The organism is Holophagales bacterium (assembly GCA_016719485.1).
In the GTDB taxonomy this organism is placed as follows: Bacteria; Acidobacteriota; Thermoanaerobaculia; order UBA5066; family UBA5066; genus UBA5066.
Genome location: JADJZB010000033.1, coordinates 64455 through 86338, shown reverse-complemented (window position 1 = coordinate 86338; position 21884 = coordinate 64455). Strand labels below are relative to the sequence as shown.

Below are 21884 nucleotides of genomic sequence, written 5' to 3'. Positions count from 1 at the left end.
TGCCGTGGCGATGTCCATCCTGTTCTCTTCGGCGTCGAGGAGGCGCCGGAAGAGTGCGAAGTCCTCATCCGAGATCATCACCCCGACGACGTGCCCGCCGTTCTCCACACGCACCGGACGGCCGCGCACGGACGCCTCAGTCGGCGCGCACTCCGTCCCCTTCGTCGGAGTTCCGTCTCCGGCGCCGCTGCTCCCCTCCAAGACCAGCCGGAGACTCTCGGGCTCGGCGACGAATCCCAGCTTTTCGAGGCCGATGACGACCCCGTCTCCGTCCTTGATCAGCACGACATCCCCGCCGACCTCTTCGTAGTCGTGTTCATCCTCGGGTCTCCCGAACCAGACCGTCAACGTGCGTGCCTCGGCGTCGTGGAAGGCCTTGATCTCGTCCACGGCGCTCTTCGTGCTCGTTCGTTCCGGTGACGCGGAGGTTTCGTTGCGGCTTCCGTCGAGGCCGAGCGTCGCCTTCACCTGATCCCACGGGATCGTTCCCATGCGCTCCGTCTCCGCACGAGAGGCGCGTACGTCCCGCAGGTCTTCCTCGTCCTCGAGCTTCTCGAGGAAGAGGACGTCCTCCAGGGGGACCACCGCCACTCGGCACCGTCCGATCCGCACACGGACCCGCTCGCCCTGACTCGCCCTCTTGGCGGCCTGAAGCAGGCGTGCCGCGAGCATGGGGTCCGGAGTGCGCCGGACCTCACCTGCCCGACTCATGAGCGTGACGGGGCGCAGGTGCCGTGCCCGCCCGAGGTCGACCTGCTTCGCCTGCGGGCTTCCCTCCATGCCTCGAAGTCCCGCTGAATGTCCCTCTCGCTCACGCCCCTGGCCTCGAGAGCGCGGCGCACCTTCTCCGATGCCACGAGGAACCGTCGCCGTCGCTCCTCGATAGACCCGACGTCGCCCGCCTCGGGCGGGGCGGACGCGGCGTCGCGGTCGGCTTCGTCCTCGCTCATCCTCGTCCCTTCTTCGGCGCGGTCCTTGCCACACGCCTCTTCGTGGCGACCCGTTCGCACCTCGACTCGATAAGCTCGTCGAGCCTCGCAACGTCCTCGGCCTTCATCCCGAGGCGTCGAGCCGTGGCAGACAGGTCTGGATCCGGCGTCCTCACGATGAACGGAGTCTGTTTTCCCGGTACCGACGATGTCTCTCGCTGGCCTCGAGCGTTGCCACGCTGAGGCGGCTCTTGCCGCGGGACATCGAGACCTTGCCCATAGAGCCCCCTCGATCGCGCGGCTTCGCGCCTCTGTTCGGCCCTCATCTCGATCAGGCGCTCTTCGACCGCCCTCCCGAGCTCCGGGTCAGCGAGCACACCGTCGAGCCATTCCATGACCTCGGTTGCGGGAGGCTCCCGCCTCGGCTTCCCGAGGCCACGTCGGCCTTTCGAGGTCCCCGCATTCCGCCCCATCTCCTGCCCTCCTCCTTCATCCCGCCCCCCCGCCTGCCGACAGGAGGGCATGCAGCACCTTCCCGTCGACGGGCGCCATCCTCCGGCTCTCTGCTGTGCGCCGAAGCGAATCCCTGTCCCGTAATACGACTCGTACGTGGCGGCAGGGTGCGGCAGGTGCTCAGTCTCGAACGCTGTGTTCACAGACATAGGATACTTATAACCCGTTATCTTATCAACAGTGTGCTCATCGCCCGTCGCCTCATCGCCAGTGCTTTCGCTAGGGTGCCATCGACATGCAGAGGCATCGTGACCTCGTCACCCTCGGAGCGAGGATCCGGGCGTTGCGCGAGGAGCGTGGCTGGTCTCAGGAGGCCTTCGCGCATCACTGCGGTCTCGACCGGACGTACTACGGTGGGATCGAACGCGGCGAGCGGAACGTGGCCGTGATCAACCTCCTCAAGGTCGCGCGCGGACTCGAGGTCAACGCCGGTTCGCTCTTCGCGGACGCTGACGAACGACCGTCGTCCTCCCGCCAGTAGTCGAGACCGCCGACACTGCCGCCGCAGTCCGATCCCTGGGCGCGCGCTCCCGCGATTTCCCTCAAGGACGCCATTTGTCCAATCACGGGGGCACCTTCCGCTCGATGACCACTCTGCCGAAACAACCCCGCAACACCGACCACAGGCTCGCCTTTACCGACGGCGTCCTCGTCTACTGTCCGACCTGCGTCCACCGGCTTCGTCTCCTCGAGGACGGTGTGATGCCACCGAACTGGCTCCCTTTCATTTCGATCGACGTCGTGGATGATCTCCCGCAGAAGGACTGCGATCGCTGCGGGAGGCACCTCGAGGACGGGACTGGCGGCGAACCGTGGGACTGACCACCGCGGTGCCGGGCGGAAGATGAGGACTTCTGACCTCTGTCGAGGCTCTTGCCGCGCGCCGCCGACGACGCGATGGCGGACACCAGCCGGCCCGTCCGGCAAGCACGAAAGGGCACCCGCGGGCGGCTCCGGCGGAAGGCCCGGTCGAGCCGGACGCTCCGCGAGGGTCGCGCCGGGCGGGTCCCTCCCGGCCTCCCGCCCGTCACGCCCCTCGCATCCCGCCCCGGTCGCGTCACTGCGGCCGAGGGCGGCCTCCGTGTCCCGGCGCTTCGCGCCGCCGCGCCCGGGCCGGGCCGCTTCGGCCGAAGTGCACTTCGGCCGCCCGGCACCAGCCATGTCCCTCGCGGCGTTAGCCGCGAGGGGGCGGGCCTTCCCGCCTCCGGGCCGGCGCAGTTGGCCCTGCGGTCGAACAAGTTGCGACCGACACCGCCCGCGGGTGTAGGGAGCGCGCGGCCTACGGAAGCTCAGCTTCCGCTTCACGGCGGCGCGTGCAGCTAAAGGCCCGTCACGCGGGCTGCGAGGTCGGGCACGCCAAGCCCCTGCGCGTTCACTGCTCGGGCCTTGGCGCGCCCGCGCAGCCCCCGCGCCGGGCATCCCTTCAAAGGCGGCGCCTGCCGGCGCGGCGCTCAATGCCCTGGCAGTGCGGCCGCTCGGCCGCGCTGCGGTCCTCTCGCGCGGGCCGTATGCCCGCGCTCGGGCACCTTCGCGCGCGCAGCCTCCCGCCAGGGCGGACGACGACGACACCGACAACGAGGGCGAGACCGACGAGGGAAGCGGCTAAAGGAAGAAAGTAGCTCGAGCTTCGGCGTCGTCCCGCGGCGCTCGTCGACGCGGAGACCGAATGGGCTCCGCGATATCAGAGACGTCGCGCTCCGGCCCGCAGGCGGTCAAGGACGCGCGTAGCGCGAGGCTCGTAGAGCCGATTCCTTGACGGCCGAGGACCGGGGCGCACGGCCTCGGGGTCGTCGGCGGCGACGAGAGGGACGTCCGATGCGTCGCCGTGGAGGTGGCAGAAATCGTTCGGCTACGCGGCCTCTGTGGCAAACGTCGTTTGCCTGCGAGCCCTCCGATGCAGAAGAAGTTCGGCGAGAAGGGCTGCCAGGCTTCTTTCTTTAGCCGCTCCCGGGCGGTCCCCGGCGCGCTGGCGCGAGGGCGCTCGGGGCGCGGTGCTCGAGCACCGCAGCGAAGCGAGGAGCGCAGAGGTCCGCGCCCCGGTCTCCGCGCCCGCAGTGCCAGCGCTTCAGCGCCGCGTCGGCGCAGCCGACGCCGCCGCTGTTCGATGGCCTGGCGCGGCGCTCGCTCGCGCCGCCGCCGGGCCGAGGAGCGCAGCTCGCGAGCACCGCAGGCGCGTGCGGCGGCGCGTTCGCGAGCGACGTGACAGGCCCTTCAGCGACCGCGCGATCGAGCGCGCGCCGCTCGCCCCCGGCGGTTTGACATAGCGTTCAGACGTTATGTCAAAGGTCCGGCCGAAGGCCGGACCCGGAGGCGGGAGGGGCGCCCCCGCGCAGCGAAGCGCAGCGGGACTTCAGCCGTTCCGGGGCCGATAAGCGCGCTTATCGGCAAGCGCCCCTGACGCGCGCGCGGAGCGAAGGCGACGCTTCGCCGCAGCTACGCGCCGCGGCAGGGATGCGAGGCGCGTGACGGGGCGGGGAAATTGGGGCCCCGCCCGGCGCGCGCCTCGCAGAGCGTCCGGCTCCTCCGCCCCTCCCGCCGGAGCCGCCCGGGGGCGCTCCCGGTCCCACGGCGCCCGCAGGCGCCGTGCGGTGCCCGTTCGGCTCCGGTCAGGTCCGTCTCGATCACCGGGCTCCCGGAGTCTGTCGATCGCTTCCACCGGTAAGCGCGGCATCCGGTGGGCCGCTGCCTTTCCGCTGGCTCCAGAGCGCGTTCAGGCGCTCTTGTTCGGCCTTGTAGATTCCAGCGGGAATCGGCGGAGCGGATGCTGTTATCACCGCATAGTCCGCGAAGATCGCCAGCAGCGGCTCTTCCACGTCTCCGTCGATGTGCTCAAGCCTCCTGTCCACCGCCTTCGTGAGCTCGGCCGCGTGCCGCCACTCGAGGGCTCTCGTGAGCCCATCCGTAGCTGACACGAAGGAAAGAAAGACCGCGGCGGTGCGGGCGAAGTTCAGAGCGAGGTTCGACGAGAAGAAGGGCTGTCCGAATACCAGTACGCACGCCACGACCCCGAGCACAATGAGCCAGAGGGATAGGGATCGTTCCCCCGCGGTCCTGTAAAGGTGTTTGCTCCAGAAAGCACTCTCCTGGAGAAGCGCGACCAGCCGCCTCGGCCCGCACGGCTCTACCGCTGCGTAGTACCGAGCGTCTTCGAATGCAGCAGCACGTTTCTCGGTGCTCGAAGAGAAACCCGTTCGGATGTCGGCCAGATCCAGAGGTTCAGCAGTCTTACCGAGAGCCTCCATGAGCTGTGCTCGACGAAGCGCCCCCGCTCCATGGCCATGCAGCTGCCCGGCGTGGAGACGTACGAGGTACGCGATCAGCTCTGTCGAGACAGCTGCGATCGAGCAGGCGTGCGCGAATGGCTCGTGCAGGAAGAGCGTCGCAGCCCCAAGGGAAAAGGGTGCCGAGATGGGCGAGAAAGCGAAAACGGTGCAAGACGCTTACTCGCTGAAACTCGGCCCGCGCAAGAGCTACAAGGCTCGCCATGTGTCACCCGTACGCCGGGAAGTAGCTACCGAAAACGAGCCTCCATTTCGCGACGGCCTCCGAGGTTTTACCATTGCTCTCAAGCTCCTCCGCCGAAACCGCCCTGCTATACGCCGTCTCCAGATGACTGACGACATTGGACACCTTGGCCGCGGTGTTCAGATACGCGCCGACATTCCCTCCATACCCTGCCGGGTCAAGAACGGGGTACGGCACCAGAGTCCTTGCCTTATCGAAGACGTATCGCGCCCCCGACCAGAAGTCAGAGATCGTGACCCCTGTGAGAATCTTCAATGCCAGTGTCTCGAGATGGAATGACGTCATCAGGCTACCGTTCTCGCGATTCCAGGCCTTCAGCATCTTCAGCAGCGGCACCAGATCGCCGCCATGGACCTTGTTCTCACTGGCCCATTGATCGATGTGCACTTTCGGGTGCGTCGATATCCACTGCTTGAGCACCGAATTCGGGATCAGATAGCCGCCGCCTGTCCTGTTAAAGGCCGGCACCACATCCACGCGAAAGTCCGAAAAGAAGATGGTGACAGCCTGCCCATTTCGACTGATGTCCGGCGTCTCATAGGCCTTCCGAAGCGTTCCCTTCACCTTGTCGAGCAGTGAGGCGTACCCGCTGGCGTCGTAGTACTTCGGGTCGAGGACCACGAAGATATCGACGTCCGCCTCCTTGAGCGGCCTGATCATCGTGTTTCGCTGATAAGAGCCGACCAGGAAGGAGTCGAGGACGGTCATCCCATCCTGCAGCACCTCGCGCACCTTTGACTGCCGTGTCGATACTGTCGATGCCTGGAGATCCGTGATCTCTAGATTTCGACGGAGTTCGGCAAAACTCTGCCTAACCGTCGTGGCCACCCGTCGCCTCCTTCTCGGCTAGAGCTTGCAGTGCTCTCTTTCGGCGTGCCCCTCGTCCCATCGTCATCGCGACCTTCAGCCCGATGCTATAGCAGAAATTCAAGACCTGACCCCGATCGGCCAGGCATCGGTCCGTCGCTCACTGAAAAAGTATCTCCCTGCCGCTCCGCTGAGAGACCGCTGCCAGCTGCACGAGTCTCTCGATCAGTGGCTCGCCATCGACATCGATAAAGGTCTCATAGAGATCGGTCGCCCTAATGCCTAGCCCCCTCGCGACCTCGGCTTGCCAGCTGCCGGGTTTCAGTTCGAGTGGCGGCAGCCTTCGGAATTCATCCGCAATCTGCCTCAGCTCCACTTGCAGTCGTCCAGCCTCCTCGGGAGACCAGCTACCGTCGCAGTCCGAATGGAGCATCAACGTCGGGAAGCGCGATCCAATCGCGCCTCGTTCAAGGTTACCCGCCACAGCGTCCCGGAATTCCCCGAAGTCCGCGTAGGAGCCGACCTCCACACCTTCGAGCTCTTCGTCGCCATCAAAGACGGCAAGATACAGGCCCATTCAACGATCACTCTTCTCGATGCGGATAACGCCCTTCAGCTCGCGGACGAGATCGCGAAGAGAAGGACCGGCCTTGAAGGCAGGGGGCACGCGAATCACCAGCTGTCTGTGCTCCTGTTGTGCGCGGAAGGCAAGTAACCGCACCTGATAGGTCGCATGAAGGACGGGTACCTTCTTCAGCAAGTACCACTTGCTCCCCACCTCAGCATCGGCTCTCGTACCCCGTGCGACCTGGTGATGCGTGTACCGTTCCCTCACGGCGCACCTCCCGTCACGGGCTTCACTGCAGAGGGATTCTCCACGTTGACCCCCCATCTCCTCAGCCAGTCGGCAAAGGTCGGATTGACCGGCCGAGCGGTTCGGACTGTCAGCGGAGTTTCCGTCTTCAGGGCGTGATACGTCTGCAAGCGTAGCTGGTAGGAAGATTCAAGCACCTTCGTGCCGCCCTTGATCTCGATGCTTCCACCCGCCTCTGCGATGTCCACGCTGGTTCCTACCGGGAGACCCTTCGGCGTGTACTTCGCAGGACCGACGACTGTCTTGAACGCAGCGCTGTCGATCTCCGCTGGCGTTGGACGCCACACCTCGGTGTTCTTTGCCTTGCCTAGGCTGGCGAGTTCAGCATCTTCCCAGGACCTCCCCGCCGTCAGCTGGCTCGGCGATCCCCCGTTCTGGACCGCGGATCCCGCTTCCCCGGTTCCCGCCGCAGGCTTGGGCGCGAATCGACCGCCAAGGGCCCGGCCGTAAGCACCGAGAACCTCATACGCCGCCTGAGCCTCGCGGGTGCCGCTAAGGACCCCAGCCATTTCGATGCCGAAGCTCGTGCAACCCCGGCAGGCGATTCCCTTCTCCGCAACCTTCTCATCGACCTTGTCCTGTACGACTGCCGATCCGGCGAAGAAGTTCGCGCCTGCGTTCACGAACTTGGCGCTGAGGTTGAAGAGGTTGTTCCCTATCCCAAGTACAGCGTCGACAGCTGTATTACCGGTCTCTAGGTTCACCGTCGGCAGAACGTCGCCAGCACCGACATTCGCCGTGAACGTCGTGATGAGCCCCCACGGGTCACCCACCCGCCGCCGAAGGCCTGGTAGAGATTCAGGCTGTCGACGTAGCCGAGGGGGTCTTCCTGGGCGAAGCGGCCGAGGGCGGGGAGGAGGTGGCGGTTGCGGAAGTCGTAGGCTTCGAGGGCGGCGACGTACTCGCGCCCCTGGAAGAGGCGGTTCCAGCCGAAGGCGGAGGTGGTGCGGGCGGAGCCGTCGGGAGCGAAGACGCGGAAGCGGCCGTAGGTCTCGTAGTCGTAGCGTTCGAGAACCGTGCCGTCGGGACCGGTGAGGTAGGCGACGTTGCCGAGCTCGTCCTGGATCGGGATGACGGTCGTGGCCGTTCCGTCGCCGTCGGGGTCCAGGTCGGCGCGAACGACCTCGTCGATGCCCCGGCCGTAGACGAGGGACTCGAGCGGGACGCCCTCGTTGACCGCGAAGGTCTCGAGAGTACGGTCGCCGTCCTGGACGACGTCGATGGCGTGAGAGGTGCCGGAGGCGGTCAGGGTCTCCCGGACCTTGCGGCCGGAGGCGTCGCGGAGGACCTCGTACGTTCCTCCGCCAGGGAGGGCCGCGGAGACGAGCCGGTTGTCGGCGTCGTAGTGGAGCGTCCGACCCCGGAAGGAGGAGACGTTTCCGTTCGCGTCGTAGGTGGCGGCGTCGCTGCCCCACTGTGTGATCTGGTTGCGGGAGTTCGTCGCAGCCGAGGTCGTGACCTTCGTCCCCGCTTCGGTCCTCTCTTCCGTGACGATGTTGAGAAGGCCGTCGAGGGTGAGGAAGTTCTCGATCTCCGGCGGGTTCGGAGCCGGGTCCGGAGGCGGGGGCTCGACAAGGCCGAGCTGCTCCCGGAGGATCCGGCTGGCCGCGTCGTACTCGTAGGCGTGGCGCTTTCCGAGGTCCGCACGTATCACGCCGGTCTTGAGCGAGCGGCCGTTCCGGCCGTACGTGACGGAGAAGGTGCCGTTGGGGTTCGCTGCGGGGCCGACATCGAGGTGTTCGAGCCACCCGGAATCGTCGTATCCCCGCTTCTCCGTGAGGCCGTTGCCGAGGACCTTTCTGACCTGCCGGGAACCGAGGTCGTCGTAGTGGACCAGGACGTCGCCCGCCGCCGACTGGACCTCAGAGAGGCGGTTCAGCGGGTCATAGGCGCGTGAAATCGTCCGACCCGACGGGTAGGTGAGCGAGACCGGATTGTCGGCCGCGTCGAACGTGCGGCCGAGGCTCCGCTGGGGACCGGTGCCGATTCGGAGCGTCTCCTCCAGGGCCCGGTCGAGTGAATCGAACCGGCGGGTCCGCTCGACGCGGGTCGGACCGGACTGGGCCCATTCAGCGTGTGGGCGACCGAGGACGTCTAGGCTGAACGACGTCGCGTCGACGCCGCCGACGCCTGGCGCCTTCTGGACGGTGCGGCCGGTGAGGCGCCCGGCGTCGTCGTGCGCGAAGATCTGCACCGTCCCGTTCGGATCGGTGGCCGTTTCGCGGTTCCCGCGCGCATCGTAGGTGAAGCGCCAGGTCGGCAGGTTGGAAGTGCCCTTCGGGTGGTCGACGGGCTCACCACGCGTCTCGGCCACGAGGAGGCCCCGGGCGTCCCACGCGTACGTCGTGGGGTTCCCTTTGGCGTCGGTGACCTTCAGGAGTTTTCCGCGCAGGTCGTGCTCCCAGCGCGTGACGAAGCCGAGCGGGTCGGTCCGCTTCGCGAGCCGGCCGGCGAGGTCGTGCTCGAAGCGAGTGATGCCGCCGTCCGGGTCGATCTCCTTTGTCCTCAGGCCCCGGCCGTCGTACTCGTACTCCGTGACCCGGCTTCCGGGACCCGTCACTTTCCAGAGGCGGCCCTGATCGTCGTAGGTGAACTCGGTGAGACGCACCACGAACGTTCCGTCGCTGTTGCGGTCCCGGCGCTCTTCCTTCCACTTCCGGCCGCCGCCGTCGTAGGTGAACTCGAGCTCGTTTCCGGCCGCATCCGTCACGATCCACACGCGTCCTGCGCCGTCGTACTCCGTCTTCGTGATCCGGCCGAGGGGATCCCTCTCCTCGATGACGCGGCCTGCACCGTCCCGTGTCCACTCCGTGACGACGTCGACGGCGACCGGCTCCGGCGCGGGGACCTCGAACAGCTTGCGGGTCCGCCTGAAGGGGCGTCCGCCAGCGTCGTAGTCGAACGTGGTCCAGGAGAACAGGTTCCTGCTTGCACCCTGCTCGTTCTTGTCGAAGACCTTCGACTCGCGCACGCGGCCCGCCGCGTCGCGCACGACGGACGTGATCGCTCCGGCATCGTCGTTCGTTCCGATGACCCGCTCGTGGCCATCGAAGACGAACCGTGTGGTGCGGCCGCGGGGGTCCTGAATCGACTCGGGAGTGCCGTTGGCATTTCTCTCGAGTCTCGTGATCGCGCCGGAGGGGTCGGTCACGGTCTCGAGCAGGCCCCGCGCCTCGTACGTGAAACCGACCTGCCCTCCCATGGCGTCCGCTACCGAGGCGAGGTTGCCGCGGGTGTCGTAACGAACGGTCACGGTCCCTGCAGCGGATGAGGTCAGATTGAAGAGTCGGCCGAGGGAGTCGAACTCGTAGTCCGAGGAGGTGTAGACGGCCGGCTCACCCTCCGGCGCGGCGAGCCGCACGGTGGAGCGAACCGGCAGGCCGACGGCGTCGTACTCGACGTTGGCCTCGGCCCCCGAGGTCCCCGCCCCCCGCTCTTCGCGTTCGACCTGGTCGAGCTTGTTCCAGGTGAGGCGGGTCTGGCGCAGCGTCTGGTCCGTGATCGTCTCGACGTTCCCTCTCGAATCGCGACCGAGGGTCACGCTCTCGCCGCCCACGACCTGGGCCAGGCGCAGTCCACCGGTCCTGCCCGGATCGTCGTCGTAGCCGAGGTCGACCACGCGGGAAGCTCCCGCCACGCGCGTCACCCGGCCGTAGACGTCCGCATCCACGTCGATCGGGCTGGTCCCTGGGAGGAGAACCACATCCGGGTCCCCCTTGTCGTCGCGCCGGATCTCCGTGACCTTTCCGTCGGTGGCGACGAGCTTCTTCGGAAGGTTGTGGCCGTCGTACTCCGGAACCTCCGTGACGAGCGGAGGGTCCGCCCTGCCGGTCATGGCTCTGCGCGTGACCTTCTTCAGGTTGAACTGGCTGGACCGCGAATGGGCCGCCTGCTCGTACTCCAGCTCCACCGCGTTCCCGAGAGGCGGCTTTACGAGCGTGAGGGGGCCTTCCGTTCGCGCGACGCCGCCCGGGCCGTTCCGTACGAGGTACGCGAACTCGGTCTGGTGGCCTTTCGGATCGGTGACGAAGCGCGGGAACCCGTCGCCATCGTGCCTGTACTCCGTGACCTGCCCCCCGCCGTCACGAACGAGGGCGGTGTGCGTGCCGCGGTCCAGGACGAAATGCGTCGTGCCCGCATCCGCGAAGAGCTGGACGCTCTCGACGGCCCCCGGGTACGTTCCGCTCCAGCTGACGCCGTACGGCACGTTCCCGTTCCCGTCGACTTCCGTCTCGAGCTGCGCGGCGGAGTGGAGCGATTCCCGAAGGCCCCCGGCCGCACCCTCGTAGGTGTAGTGGGTCCCAGGCCTCTTGCTCTTCGGGCTGCCCGGATCGAATCCCCAGGCATCCGTCAGCGTCCCCGTCGCCGCGTCGACGAGGTAATCGGCCTGCCGCCCCTCGAAGTCGCGGATCGACTTCAGGTGGCCCGTCACGGGGTGGTATTCGAGGGCGATGGCGCGGCCGAGATCGTCCTTCACGCCGACGAGACGGCCACGGGCATCGTGGAAGAACCGGTGCCGGTTCCCCTCGGGCCCCGAGAGGCTCTGCGCGCGGCGATCCTGGAAGGCGAGCCTGCGGCCGTGCTCGTCGAAGACGGTGATGGACTGATCCGGCTCGACGAGGTAGTAGCGGCCGTCCTTGCCGAGGGTCAGTGCTGCGGCGACCCCGGCGGGACTGAAGAAGCGTCCGTCGACCGCCTCGAAAGTCAGGCGCCGCCCGCTTCCGTCGTAGTAGTCGACGTGGCCCGAAGGGAGCGGCCGGAGCCTCTCGAAGAGGGCCGAGTCCCAGTTACGCCCCAGGGGGCCGTCGTGGAGGACCTGGCTCGCATAGGTGCGATCCGCGACGAAGGAGAGCTGGCGACCGGGGACCTCCGCGTCGACCGCGTCGAGGACGAGCTCGAGGGAGTGGGTCGAAACGCCGAGGACGCTGCTATCGGAGAGAACGGGCCTCTGCCGGACCCCGGGCGTGAGGTCCCCGCGCACGGAGTCGAGAACGACTCCTGCAGCACGCAGGTCGACCTCGGCGAGATGCGGAAACAGCGTCTTCACGGAGGGCGCGAGGGAGAGGCGGATGCGGTCGCCCGACCAGAGCTCCAGGCGCTTCGCGCGTCCAGCGGGCGAAGCCTCTTCGGAGAGGAGCCCGTCCTTGACGTCGGCCGCGACGTCGCAGTTTCGGCAGGCGAAGGGATTGCCGTGACCGGTGAATCCCGGGCGCCCGGTCTCTTCCGTCGTCCGCACGTACTCGAGCTGCGCGCGCGGGTCGGCGAGGACGACGATCGGGTCGGAGAGATAGCGGTTGAAGGCGGGCTGCGCGGGGTCGTCGCCCTGGCGGCGGAGCGTGACGGCGTTGCTTCGCTCCACGGTGTAGCCGCTCTTCGGGAAGCCGGGCGCGGTCGGGAAGAGATCGAGGCCTTCCGGGCTCGTGGAGGTGACCTCGGCCTCCACGGTTCTGCCCGCCCCTCCCGGCAGGAACGCGAGGAGGCGGAAGTGGTCGGGGACGTAGGCGTCGTGGCTCGTGCCGTCCTCGCGAGAGGGCCAGGGAGGCGTGTCCGATGCGGGGTCGGCGATGCCGGCGGATTCGAAGGCGCTTTCCTTCGAGGGGTTCTCGACGCCGAGCGGGACGACGCGGGAGACGATCTCGAAGGAGCCGTTCTGGTCCGTGTCGGCGACGGCGTACAGCGGCGGCGCGACGAGTGTGTAGGTGCCGAGAAGTCCCGCCGTGCCTGTCGTCTGGTTGGCGGCTGCGTAGGCGAAGCCGGTGTCAGGGTCGATCTCGACGGGGACGTTGGAGACGCCCCCGTGGCTTCCATCGGCACCGAACCTGAGTACGGCCACGAGGCGCGGGTCGTTCGCGAGGCCCACCGCCGTCTCGCCGCACGGGTCGGAGACGTCGAAGATCCTCACGCCCTGCCCGGCGTCGCCGACGTAGAGGAGCCTTCTTCGCGGGTCGACCGAGACGGTGAGGGCACCTCCCTCCGTGTCGAGACGCCCCACGATGCTCATCGACGCGGGCTCGGAGACGTCGACCACCCAGACGCCGTTGTCACCGGCCGCGACGAAGGCGAGGTCCCGTGGGAGCGGGTCACCGGACGCGTCGGCCGGCCACGCCACGGAGCAGGAACCGGCGTTGCGGGGCCGCGCCAATCCGGGCGCAACCGCGATGCCCACGGCTCTCGCCATCCCGACGCCGGCCCTCTTGAGCGGCAGGTGCCCGAGGAGTCCGGCGGTGTGCCCGTCCCGAATCCTCTCTCCCGACGCGGGCCGCGCCCGCGAGAGGAGGTCGATGCTGAAGGAGACGAGCCCGTACCCGTTGAGCGCGCCGACGACCCGGAACTCCTCGTCAGGAATCTTCGTCGGTATCACGACGGCGTCGGCGAGGGCGACGAGGCTCGTGATGGGCTGCAGGCCCAGGCCGTCGTGTCCGGAAGGCGGCGCAGCGAAGAGCTCACAGGTCGGTCCGGTGGCGGCACAGCGCTGGAGGACGTCGCATCTGGAGGGTTGGCAGGGGAGGCCGCCCCCGGAGCTCGTGCCGTCGTAGGCGAGGAAGAGCTCCGTCGACTGGGAGGGATCGGTCGGAGAAGGATTCGAGGAGTCTCCTGGTGCGTAGACGGCCTCGAGGTCGACGATGGCGAGTCCGTAGCCGAGGACGTCGACGACGGCCATGGAGAAGGTCCCGAGCTCGAGTGCGAGGAGGTCGCCGCGGGAGACGCGCACGAGCGAGAGCGCGAGTGGCGCGCCCGGCGCGACGCGCTGAGATCTCGATTCGCCCGTGGTGACGTTCGTCAGCTTCACCATCCGCGGCCGGAGCGGGTCGGGTCCGGCCGGGACGACGCCGGAGAGGTCGTAGGGAAGGCGGATTCCGAGCGGGCTGGCGCTCGAGTAGCCCTCGGGCGGGTTCGTCCGTCCCACCACCCACGTCTCCCTCTCGATCGGCTGGTGGAAGCTGACGCGCCTCGGGATTCCTCCAGCCGGGTACTCGGCGTTCTCCCCTCCGAGCTGCGTGGCGACGACAGCGGCTCCGGCTTCGTCGAGGCGATCCGCGCAGCCCGAGCCGGGGAGGATGTCGAAGACCTTGAGGAAGCCGTACCCGTCCGCCCCGCCGCCGACGCACACGAGGCGGCCGAAGACGTCGAGCGCGAGGTCGCGTCCGGGTCCGGGAAGGGGGACCGATGCACACGGACCCGCGAGGCTTCCCGACGGCGGGCGGCTGATGTCGCGCACCTTGATGTCGTTGCTTTCGCCGGTCTCGAAAAGGAGACCGCCGACCGCGAGGACCTTCCGGACGAAGCCGGTCGACTCCGTCGCCACGGCTTCGGGCTCGGGCGAACCGAGCCCCACCTCGAATCGTGCCGACATCGGCTTCCCGGGGCTACCGGTGTCGATGGCTCCTTCAACGCTCAGGATGTACTTCCGGCCGCGCTCCAGGGGTGCTGCCGGAATCGCCTTGACCTGCCGTGTCGCGCCGTCGAACTCCTCCGGCTCGAACCGGAGTTCGACCGGCAGTGCACCGCCGTCCGTGGGCGTGAGGTGGATGACCTCGCCCCAGGACTCGTAGGAGAGGCTCTTCACGAGCTTGTCGAAGCGGACGACGATCGGCGCTCCGATCGGGACGTCGGTGTTGTCGACGGCGAGGGAGAGACGGTCGCCGGGGACGGCCTCGATCCCGAGGGCGGTGAACGCACCGTCCGGGCCCGCCGTCGTGAAAGGCGCCTCGCCCGCACCGGGCTCCCCCGGCTCGGCGGAGACGTGCAGGAGGCGTACCACGGCGCCGGGCGAGACCGCGCCGGGAGCACCGGTCAACGTCACGCGGACGTGGGAGCCGGAGAAGGTCGCTTCCGCCCTTATGCGCGGCGCGATGTCGGTCCCCGCCCCGCCGGCCACGGCGGGCGGCGCGAGGAAGCGATGGACGAGCGCGGGGCTTGCCGAGAGAACCGCCGGGGGCTCCGGGTCGAGACGCATCGGCGGGTCGACGGGGGTCACCAGGTTCGGATCGATGCCCGGCGTCACGTCGCCCTGGAACAGGGCAAGGCCCGAATCGACGTCGCGCAGCGTGAGGGTAAACGGCCGCCCCGCAGGCGTGACCAGGCGATAGAGGTTCCGCGTGAGAACCTCGGTCCCTGCGAAGACGAAGTCGCTCTCGCTCGAGGTGGCGTAGAGCGTGGCACCGGAGAAGCTCCCCGCCACGACGGCCATCAGCGTCGCCGTGTTGTAAAGGGCGTACGTTCCCTTCTTCACGACGCCGTCGAAGAAGGTCGATGGGCGATCGAACGAGCCGCCTCCGAATCCGTCGAGGGGCCGCACGGCAGATCCCGGCACGACGGTAAAGGTCGCGCCCGCCACGCCGGACGACCCGAGATCGACGACCGTCGCGAGCCCCTGACGCGCGAGAGCCTGGAGCGCCTGCCCGCTCCGGTCGGTGACGAGCCGGTCGCCGCTCCGCCTCAGGAGGTCGACGACCATGAGGCGTCTCTCGCCGAAGACCTCGACGACCTGGGCGAGGAGGAACTGGTCGGTCGCGCCGGCCGGCGGAGGCGCCGCGAACGAGAGGTCGAAGCCGGCGCGCGCCGTGGCGGGCTGGCCGCCTGCCTCCATCCCGAGGGTGAAGGAGTCCACCCAGACGACATCTCGTGGCGGCGTGACGAGGGCATCGAGACCCGACCGAGGAAGAGAGGTCGTCGTGACGGTGACCGGCTCGGTGAAGGCGCCCTGGGGCACGTCGAGGCGATAGCCCTCCGGCGTCTGCCACGTTCCGCCGCCGGCTCCGACGATCGCGGTCCGACCGCCGTCGCCGGTGAAGGGCACGGCAGGCAGGGTCTGCTTCGTCCCGTTTGCCTTTTCGATCTCGATGCGGATCGCGTCCGTAGCGCGGGCGGCGAGCGTGAGTCGGAACGAGCCGTCGGAGAGGGCGTCGGTCGCGGCGGTCGCCTGCGTCGTGTCGTTGGTGGCGACGACGTGACAGCCGGGGCACACGGCACCCGCGATGCCGACGATCTCGACGGTCGGCGCCTGCGGGTCGCCGGATGGCAGGCCGATGGTCACGAGCCAGGGCTTGCCGTCGGGGGGAGTCAGGTCTTCCGTCGTGAACGTCGCCACGAACTCGGCGGGAAGGCGCGTGACGCGGTCGACGAGGCCGCGTCCGGCGAGGTCCCGGAGCGTCGAGCGCAGGGTGAGGACGAGAGACGTGTTCCCGGGGAGCGTCGCCTCGGGAATGACGACGACGGAGCGCGATCCGGCTGACGCCTCCATCCGGGCGGCCACGACGACCGCGTCGCCGCCGCCCGTATGGGCCGCGAGGAAGATGCTCTCCGGCGTCACGGAGAGAGGGTCGAGCGGTTCGGAGAACTCGACGGTGAAGCGCGAGTGGACGAGGACCGTCGCGCCCGAGGCAGGTGTGACTGCCGCGACCCAGGGCGGCGTCGCGACGATACGCAGCTCGACGCCGACGACTTCGGCGCCCGGCGCGGGCGGCGCGACGGTGAGCGCCGCGAGGTCGCCTGTCGACGGCTCCACGGCACCGAGGTTCTCCGGCAGCGCCCGGATCGCCAGAGCGAAGAGCCCGTCGGCCTCCGAGACGCCGACGAGCGGCCAGCCGGCGACGCGGACGTCGACGTTCGGGAGCGGCGATCCGTCGAGACCGAAGAGGCGCCCGGAGACGAACGCGAGAGGCTCCGAGGAGGCGACGAACGCGTACGTTCCGTCGCCGCGGACGCCGGGCCACGGGAACACCGCACGATCGATTGGACGCGTCGCGAGCCTCGAAGTCGCCTCGTCCCACGCCGCGCGCGCTACCGGCCGGGGGACGACGAGCCCCGCCCGCTCCTCGAGCGCGACCAGAAGGAAGTCCTGGCCCGCAGGAGGTGGCGCAGCCAGCTCCACCGAGAGCGCCGCGGGAAGCGAGAAAGCCGCGCCGCCGGAGCCGATGCGCACGCTGCCGAGAAGAGTGAACCCTTCGGGGATCACCACCGGCAGGTCGGTCGGTGAGAGAGGCGTGAGCGTGACCGCCACGGGTGCCGCGACGGCACCCTCGGGCATTCCGAGCGACCACCCCGCCGGCCCGGGGACGGAGCCTCCCGCAGGCGTGACGACCGTCCCCTGCCGGACCTCGAAGGGGAACCTCTTCACCGCGAACCGCTCCCATCCGATCGAGAGCGCCGCGCGACGGGCCATTTCGCTCGCGCGGACCAGGATCGAAAGGCCAGTCGTCCCGTCACCGCGGCGCTGGAGGAGGAGGTCCGACAGGAACGAAGGCGCCGCGACGCTCGAGCCGTCCAGGAGAGTCAGCTCTTCCGTCACGAGGCACTGGATGGGAAAGCCCGACGGGACGGGCAGGGCCGAGGAGACGGTGAGTGAGACCGCGGCCGTCTGAGAGGCGAGAACGTCGGCGGGAGACGCGGAGACCGTGGCCGCTTCGAGCGGGTCGCTCGCCGGGAGGATCGTCCCTTCGAGGGGCGCTCCGGGTGACGCTGCCGGGGGCGCGGTCGGAGGCGGATCGGGTACGAAGACGGCCCAGTCGCCGGTGTGAGACACGAACGCCTCGAGCGCCCCTTCGCTGAGCGATGCCGTCCCCTCGGCGACCCAGGCGAAGCTGGTCGGGTCGAGGCGCGCGAGAGTGAGGGGTGTCGCCGTGGAGGCGCCGTAGGAATCCGGGATGCGCAGTGTCAACGGGGCCGAGGGATCGACCGCGTCCCCGGAGACGTCGACAAGCCGCACATGCGTGGCTCCAGCGACCGACCAGCCGAGCGGCGGAAGGACGGGGAGCCCCTGCGCGGAGCGCTGCGTGAGCGTCGCGACCGTCCCCGGCGACAGAGCGCCACCGGGCGCGAAGAGGGTCACCTTCGAGGCGGCGACGGCGGTCGGGGCAGCCGGGGTGTCACTCGCGGTGAAGAGCGTCCCGCCATCTCTCGGCGCCGCTACGGCTGCCGGAGCGACCGGCGTCAGGCGGGCGTCGAAGAGCGTCTCCGACGGCGTCGCACCCGCCGTCGCGACGACGGCCGTCCGCCTCCAGACGTCCAGATAGCCCGGGGCCGAGAGCCGGACGAGCGCGTCACCGTCGACCGCGGGAAGCGCGTAGAGCCCGGCGGCGGTGACGGACGCCCGCGGCAGCGGCTCCGCGGAAACGACGCCTCCCGCCACGAGGAGGGTGGCCGAGCCGCTGCCGAGAGGGCGCGACGTTGCGTCGTCGAACAGCTCGCCGACGAGGACGGTGGCGCCCGAGAGGGGCGCGAAGCCGCGGACGAACGGAACGAGCGCGTTTCCGGCGAGGTCTCGGACGCCTGACGACAGTGCGAGGCCGAACGCGAGAGCACCCAGGTCCCGTCCGGGAGACGTGATGGTGAGGACGAGACCGTCCGTGGAGAGAACGAGCGAAACCGGCAGCGTCCCCGTGCTCCCCGTCGTTTCGTCGAGACGGACGGTGTCGCCGGCGTGCAAGGTGGCCGCGTCGATCGCTTCGTCGAACGAGACGGTGAGATTCGTCGCCGTGCGGGCGACGTCGACGACGTGCGGCGGGGTGCAGTCTGTCGTCAGGGAGACGCTGGCAGCCGGAGAGGCGTTCCCTGCCACGTCGCGCGCCACGACCGAAAGGGTCTGGTGCGTCTCGGCCCGGAGCGGCACGCTCACCGTGAACGCGCCGCCGGCCCCGACGGTGGCCTGGGCCACCGCCGCGCCGCCCGTGGCGACGACCGTCGCACCCGGCTCGGCTCTGCCCGTCACGTCCTTCGTGACGGCGCAGAGGAGGGGTGGCAGCGGATCGAGGATGGGTGTGTCCGGGGCGGTCAGGTCGACCGTGGAGAAGCGCACGGTCGTCGGCACGAGGGCGTTTCCAGTGAGATCTCTGAGAGATGCCGCGAGTCCGAGCTCGTAGAGGCGTGAATCTGAGAGCGGTGCCGCGGAGGTGACGGTGACGACCGCCCCTTCCACGGCGACGGCGACCGGGCTCTGGGCCTCGCCTGCGGCCCGGAGGACGAATGCTCCCGGGATCACGGTCGCGCCGTCGAGCTCCTCGCTGAACGTGAGACGGATCTCTGGCGAAAGGGAGACACCTTCCTGGCCGTCTGCGGGGATTGATGAGACGAGGCGCGGCGGGACGGTGTCGAGTGTGACGGTCGCGCTCGCCGTCCCTTCCTTCCCCGTCGACTTCCGAGCGCGGGCCGTGAGGGGGTTGAGGCCCTCGGCGAGCGGGACGTCGACCGCGAAGTCCCCGCCGTCCGGCGACGCCAGGAGACCGTTGACCGTGACCTCTTCGACGTTGTCGCGCGAGGCGAGGTGGACGACGACGCGTTGCGGCGTCGTCGGGAATCGCGCCCCATCGGGCGGCGAGACGATCGTCACGACCGGCGCGGCGCTGTCGAGCGTGACGGAGACGCTCGCCACCGCCGCGTGGCCGAGAGCGTCGCGGGCCGTGGCGGTGATGGTCGCGCGCCCCTCGGCAAGCGGAACCTCGGCTCGGAACCGGCCCGCCGTCTCGAGGACGGCGGGAACACCGTTGACGGTGACCGAGTCCAGGTTGGCGTCCGTGACGCTCCCCGTGACGACGGCGGGTGAGGCGCCGAGGACGGCCCCCGGAGCGGGCGCGCCGATCGCGATCGCCGGGGGGTTCGTGTCGGCGGTCACCGTGCCCGTCGCCGAGGCGGAGTTGCCGGCGCGGTCGCGCGCGGTCGCGGTCAGCGTGTTCGCACCTTCGACGAGCGACACGCCGTCTCGCCGGAACGCGCTTCCTTCGACGACGGCCGCGCCGCCGTCCACCGTGACCGTGTCGAGGTTCGGATCCGAGACCGTTCCGGACACGGTCACCGAGAGAGCGCCGACGAGAGCGCCCGCGACCGGCTGGAGCACGGAGATCGCCGGGGGAATTGTGTCGCGGATGAGGCGAAGGGAGGCCGTGCCGACGTTCCCCGCGCCGTCGACCGCGTTCAGGGCGACGGCGTTCTCCCCTTCCGCAAGGGTCACTCCGGCGAGGGAGAAGGCGCCTCCGGCGAGACTCGCCGCAAGGCCGTTCACCGTGACTCCGACCGCATCGGAGCTGACGGACCCCGAGACCGTGACCGTGGCCAACCGGCCCACCCAGCCGTCGGCCGGAAGGAGGTCGCGGAAGGTGGGCCGGGTCGTGTCGAGCGTGAAGGAGATGGAGGCCGTCGCGACGTTCCCTGCGCCGTCGGTCGCAACGACGTCGATCAGGTGCGCCCCTTCTCCCGTCACCGGCTCGCCCCCGTACGGCGCGCCGTCCACCCGGACGACCTTCGTCGTCTGCGCCGGCGTCGTCGCATCGGTGACGTGAACGTCGAGGACCGGCGGAGACGAGAGGAGCGCACCCGGTCCGAGGAGCGCGCCCGTCGCGGCGATGCGGACGGTGACGACGGGCGGGACCGTGTCGACCGTCACGCGGACGGTCGCCGTCGACGATCGGCCCGCGGCGTCGCTCGCCGTCGCGGTGAAGACGACGGCGCCGTCGGGGCGCGAGAAGGGGCCCGCCGAGAACTCTCCGTCGCGCCCGACGGTCGCGGGCAGGTCTTCGACCGTGACCTCGCGCAGGGTCGCGTCTGTCGCCGTTCCCCTGACGAAGACCGGCCCCGGCCCGAGGATCGCCCCTTCGCCGGGAGACGAGATGGCGACATCGGGCGCCTCGACGTCGACGACGTACTCGGCCGCTGCGCGCGCTTCGTTTCCCGCAGCGTCCACCGCCGTGACGAGAACGGTGGGCCGCCCCTCGACGAAGGGCCAGGCCGGGAACGTGAAGGCCCCGTTCACCGGAATGACGTTCATCCCCGCCGACGACACGCGGACGGCGTCGCCACAGGTTCCCGAGAGCGCAGCAGGGAGCGCGCCGACGACGCTCCCCGGCACCGGCAGGGTGATTGCGAGCGCGGGGGGCGACGTGTCGACGGTGAAACTCACGGTTCGGGTCGCGCGGTTACCGGCGCGGTCCTGGGCGACGACGGAGAGCCGGTGCGTCCCTTCGCTCGAGACCGCCGTCCCCGGGACGAACGACGCCCCGTCGAGTGTCGCGGCGGTCGAACCGGGATGCGCCTCGACGACCGAGACGACCGGTACGGCGGCCCGCGCGAAGAGGCGGCCGTCGGTCAGGATCAGCCCCGACTCGAAGAGCTCGATCGCGGGAGGAACCGTGTCGAGGACGACCGTCGAACGGGCCGTCCCGACGCGACCCTCCCGGTCGCGCCCGGTGGCGAGAAGGACCTTCGCTCCCTCCACGAGAGGCACGCCGCGCGCCAGGAAGCCGTCTCCGGCGGGAGTCGCCGCAATGCCGTTGACGTCGACCGAGACGGCCGTCTCGGCGAGGACGGACACGTCGATGGGACTCGCTCCGAGGATCGCGCCCGCCGTCGGCGAGACGATGGAGACGCGCGGAGGCTCGCTCCCGCTCGATACGATCCGAAACGAGACCGAGGGTTCCGCATCACGGCCCCACGTGTCCCGAAGGCGCGCGACGAGCCGGTGCGCCCCGTCGGTGGCGACGAGGTCCCCGGACCGGAACGAGGCTCCGTCGAGGCGGAGCGCCATCTCCGGCAGGGGAACGCGCGGAAGCGGCGTCGCTTCCGGGCGGACCGGCCGGTGAAAGACCGTTCCGTCCTCGAGAGGCTGTCCCGACTCGGTGAATGCGGCCGCGAGGGGCGGGCCGTCCTCCACGAGCCGCGTCACGCGCGCCTGACCGTCGAGGCTGACCACCGCGGCCCGGAGCGCCCCCGTCAGGGCCGTGTCACCGGTGAGAGAGGCCGTCGCCCGCGGCGCGAGCACGAAGGCTTGCAGCGATGAGGTCCCTTCGAGCTTCAGCTCCGTTCCAGAGGACCAGAGGCGCAGGAAGAACGGACCCGACTCCGGATTCAGGCGGCTCCGGCCCGACAGACGGATCGGTCCGGTGACGAGAACCCGGACACGACCTCGAACGGTGACGACGGCGCGCCCATCGAGGCGAAGGGCGTCGAAGAGGTACGTCCCCTCTGGAAGTTCCAGCCGGTCGCCGTCTCCGACGGCGAGGGATCGGCCTGCGGGACCCGAAAGAGCGAGGCGACCCAGGGCGGTCCGGGGAATCCGGACGTTGTCGCTCGCGACGGAAAGCGCCGCCTCGAGCGCAGCCAGGTCGAGAGTTGACGGCTCGGGCGGCTCGGGAAGCGTCTCCACTCTGCCAGAGACCGACGCCGTCCCGTCCTTCCTGACTTCACCGCCCGGCCCGCAGCGCGCGTCGCCTTCGACACGGGCCTTCCCCGAGAGGCGGATGCTCCCG

The 21884-nt window shown here is 69.4% G+C and carries 11 protein-coding genes and 6 pseudogenes; 2 read left to right on the top strand and 15 right to left on the bottom strand.

Going from position 1 to position 21884, the window contains the following annotated elements; genetic code table 11:
- From IPN03_24375 to IPN03_24365, 3 genes are all read right to left on the bottom strand, one after another.
- On the bottom strand, nucleotides 1-390 hold a 390-nt coding region (locus IPN03_24375; protein ID MBK9376759.1), incomplete at its 3' end, for a hypothetical protein.
- A 317-nt stretch (nucleotides 391-707) separates the two neighbouring features.
- Nucleotides 708-950, bottom strand: coding sequence for a hypothetical protein (locus tag IPN03_24370; protein ID MBK9376758.1), 243 nt, complete (start codon nucleotides 948-950; stop codon nucleotides 708-710).
- Nucleotides 947-1324, bottom strand: coding sequence for a hypothetical protein (locus tag IPN03_24365; GenBank protein MBK9376757.1), 378 nt, complete (start codon nucleotides 1322-1324; stop codon nucleotides 947-949). Before IPN03_24365 ends, IPN03_24370 begins: the two co-directional genes overlap by 4 nt.
- Before the next feature lie 353 nt (nucleotides 1325-1677).
- Between IPN03_24365 and IPN03_24360 the strand changes: the two genes are divergently transcribed.
- Nucleotides 1678-1923 (top strand): helix-turn-helix transcriptional regulator, encoded by a 246-nt coding sequence (locus IPN03_24360; GenBank protein MBK9376756.1) that lies wholly within the window; start codon nucleotides 1678-1680, stop codon nucleotides 1921-1923.
- 104 nt (nucleotides 1924-2027) lie between these two features.
- On the top strand, nucleotides 2028-2264 hold the full coding sequence (locus IPN03_24355; GenBank protein MBK9376755.1) for a hypothetical protein: 237 nt from the start codon (nucleotides 2028-2030) through the stop codon (nucleotides 2262-2264).
- A gap of 1799 nt (nucleotides 2265-4063) precedes the next feature.
- On the opposite strand, the gene IPN03_24350 is transcribed toward IPN03_24355, so the two are convergent.
- From IPN03_24350 to IPN03_24295, 12 genes and pseudogenes are all read right to left on the bottom strand, one after another.
- A complete protein-coding gene (locus tag IPN03_24350) occupies nucleotides 4064-4684 on the bottom strand; it encodes a hypothetical protein (GenBank protein ID MBK9376754.1) in 621 nt (206 codons plus the stop codon).
- A 247-nt stretch (nucleotides 4685-4931) separates the two neighbouring features.
- Complete coding sequence (locus tag IPN03_24345; protein MBK9376753.1) at nucleotides 4932-5795, bottom strand: nucleotidyltransferase domain-containing protein; 864 nt, start codon at nucleotides 5793-5795, stop codon at nucleotides 4932-4934.
- Nucleotides 5796-5934: 139 nt separating this feature from the next.
- Nucleotides 5935-6351, bottom strand: coding sequence for a hypothetical protein (locus tag IPN03_24340; GenBank protein MBK9376752.1), 417 nt, complete (start codon nucleotides 6349-6351; stop codon nucleotides 5935-5937).
- Nucleotides 6352-6609: a hypothetical protein gene (locus tag IPN03_24335; protein MBK9376751.1), complete on the bottom strand. Its 258-nt coding sequence runs from the start codon at nucleotides 6607-6609 to the stop codon at nucleotides 6352-6354.
- A complete protein-coding gene (locus tag IPN03_24330) occupies nucleotides 6606-7352 on the bottom strand; it encodes a hypothetical protein (GenBank protein ID MBK9376750.1) in 747 nt (248 codons plus the stop codon). Before IPN03_24330 ends, IPN03_24335 begins: the two co-directional genes overlap by 4 nt.
- Nucleotides 7349-9040 carry an RHS repeat protein gene (locus IPN03_24325; protein MBK9376749.1) on the bottom strand — a complete coding sequence of 564 codons (1692 nt, stop codon included), beginning with the start codon at nucleotides 9038-9040 and terminating at the stop codon, nucleotides 7349-7351. Before IPN03_24325 ends, IPN03_24330 begins: the two co-directional genes overlap by 4 nt.
- A gap of 69 nt (nucleotides 9041-9109) precedes the next feature.
- Nucleotides 9110-9427, bottom strand: a pseudogene (locus tag IPN03_24320) (RHS repeat protein).
- Between the two features lie 276 nt (nucleotides 9428-9703).
- Nucleotides 9704-10483: pseudogene (locus IPN03_24315) on the bottom strand (RHS repeat protein).
- Between the two features lie 2139 nt (nucleotides 10484-12622).
- Nucleotides 12623-12826 (bottom strand): annotated as a pseudogene (locus IPN03_24310) (hypothetical protein).
- 2895 nt (nucleotides 12827-15721) lie between these two features.
- Nucleotides 15722-16678 (bottom strand): annotated as a pseudogene (locus IPN03_24305) (Ig-like domain-containing protein).
- Between the two features lie 1494 nt (nucleotides 16679-18172).
- Nucleotides 18173-18457: pseudogene (locus IPN03_24300) on the bottom strand (hypothetical protein).
- Nucleotides 18431-20251: pseudogene (locus tag IPN03_24295) on the bottom strand (Ig-like domain-containing protein). The pseudogenes IPN03_24300 and IPN03_24295 overlap by 27 nt, the downstream one beginning before the upstream one ends.
- Nucleotides 20252-21884 lie beyond the last annotated feature (1633 nt).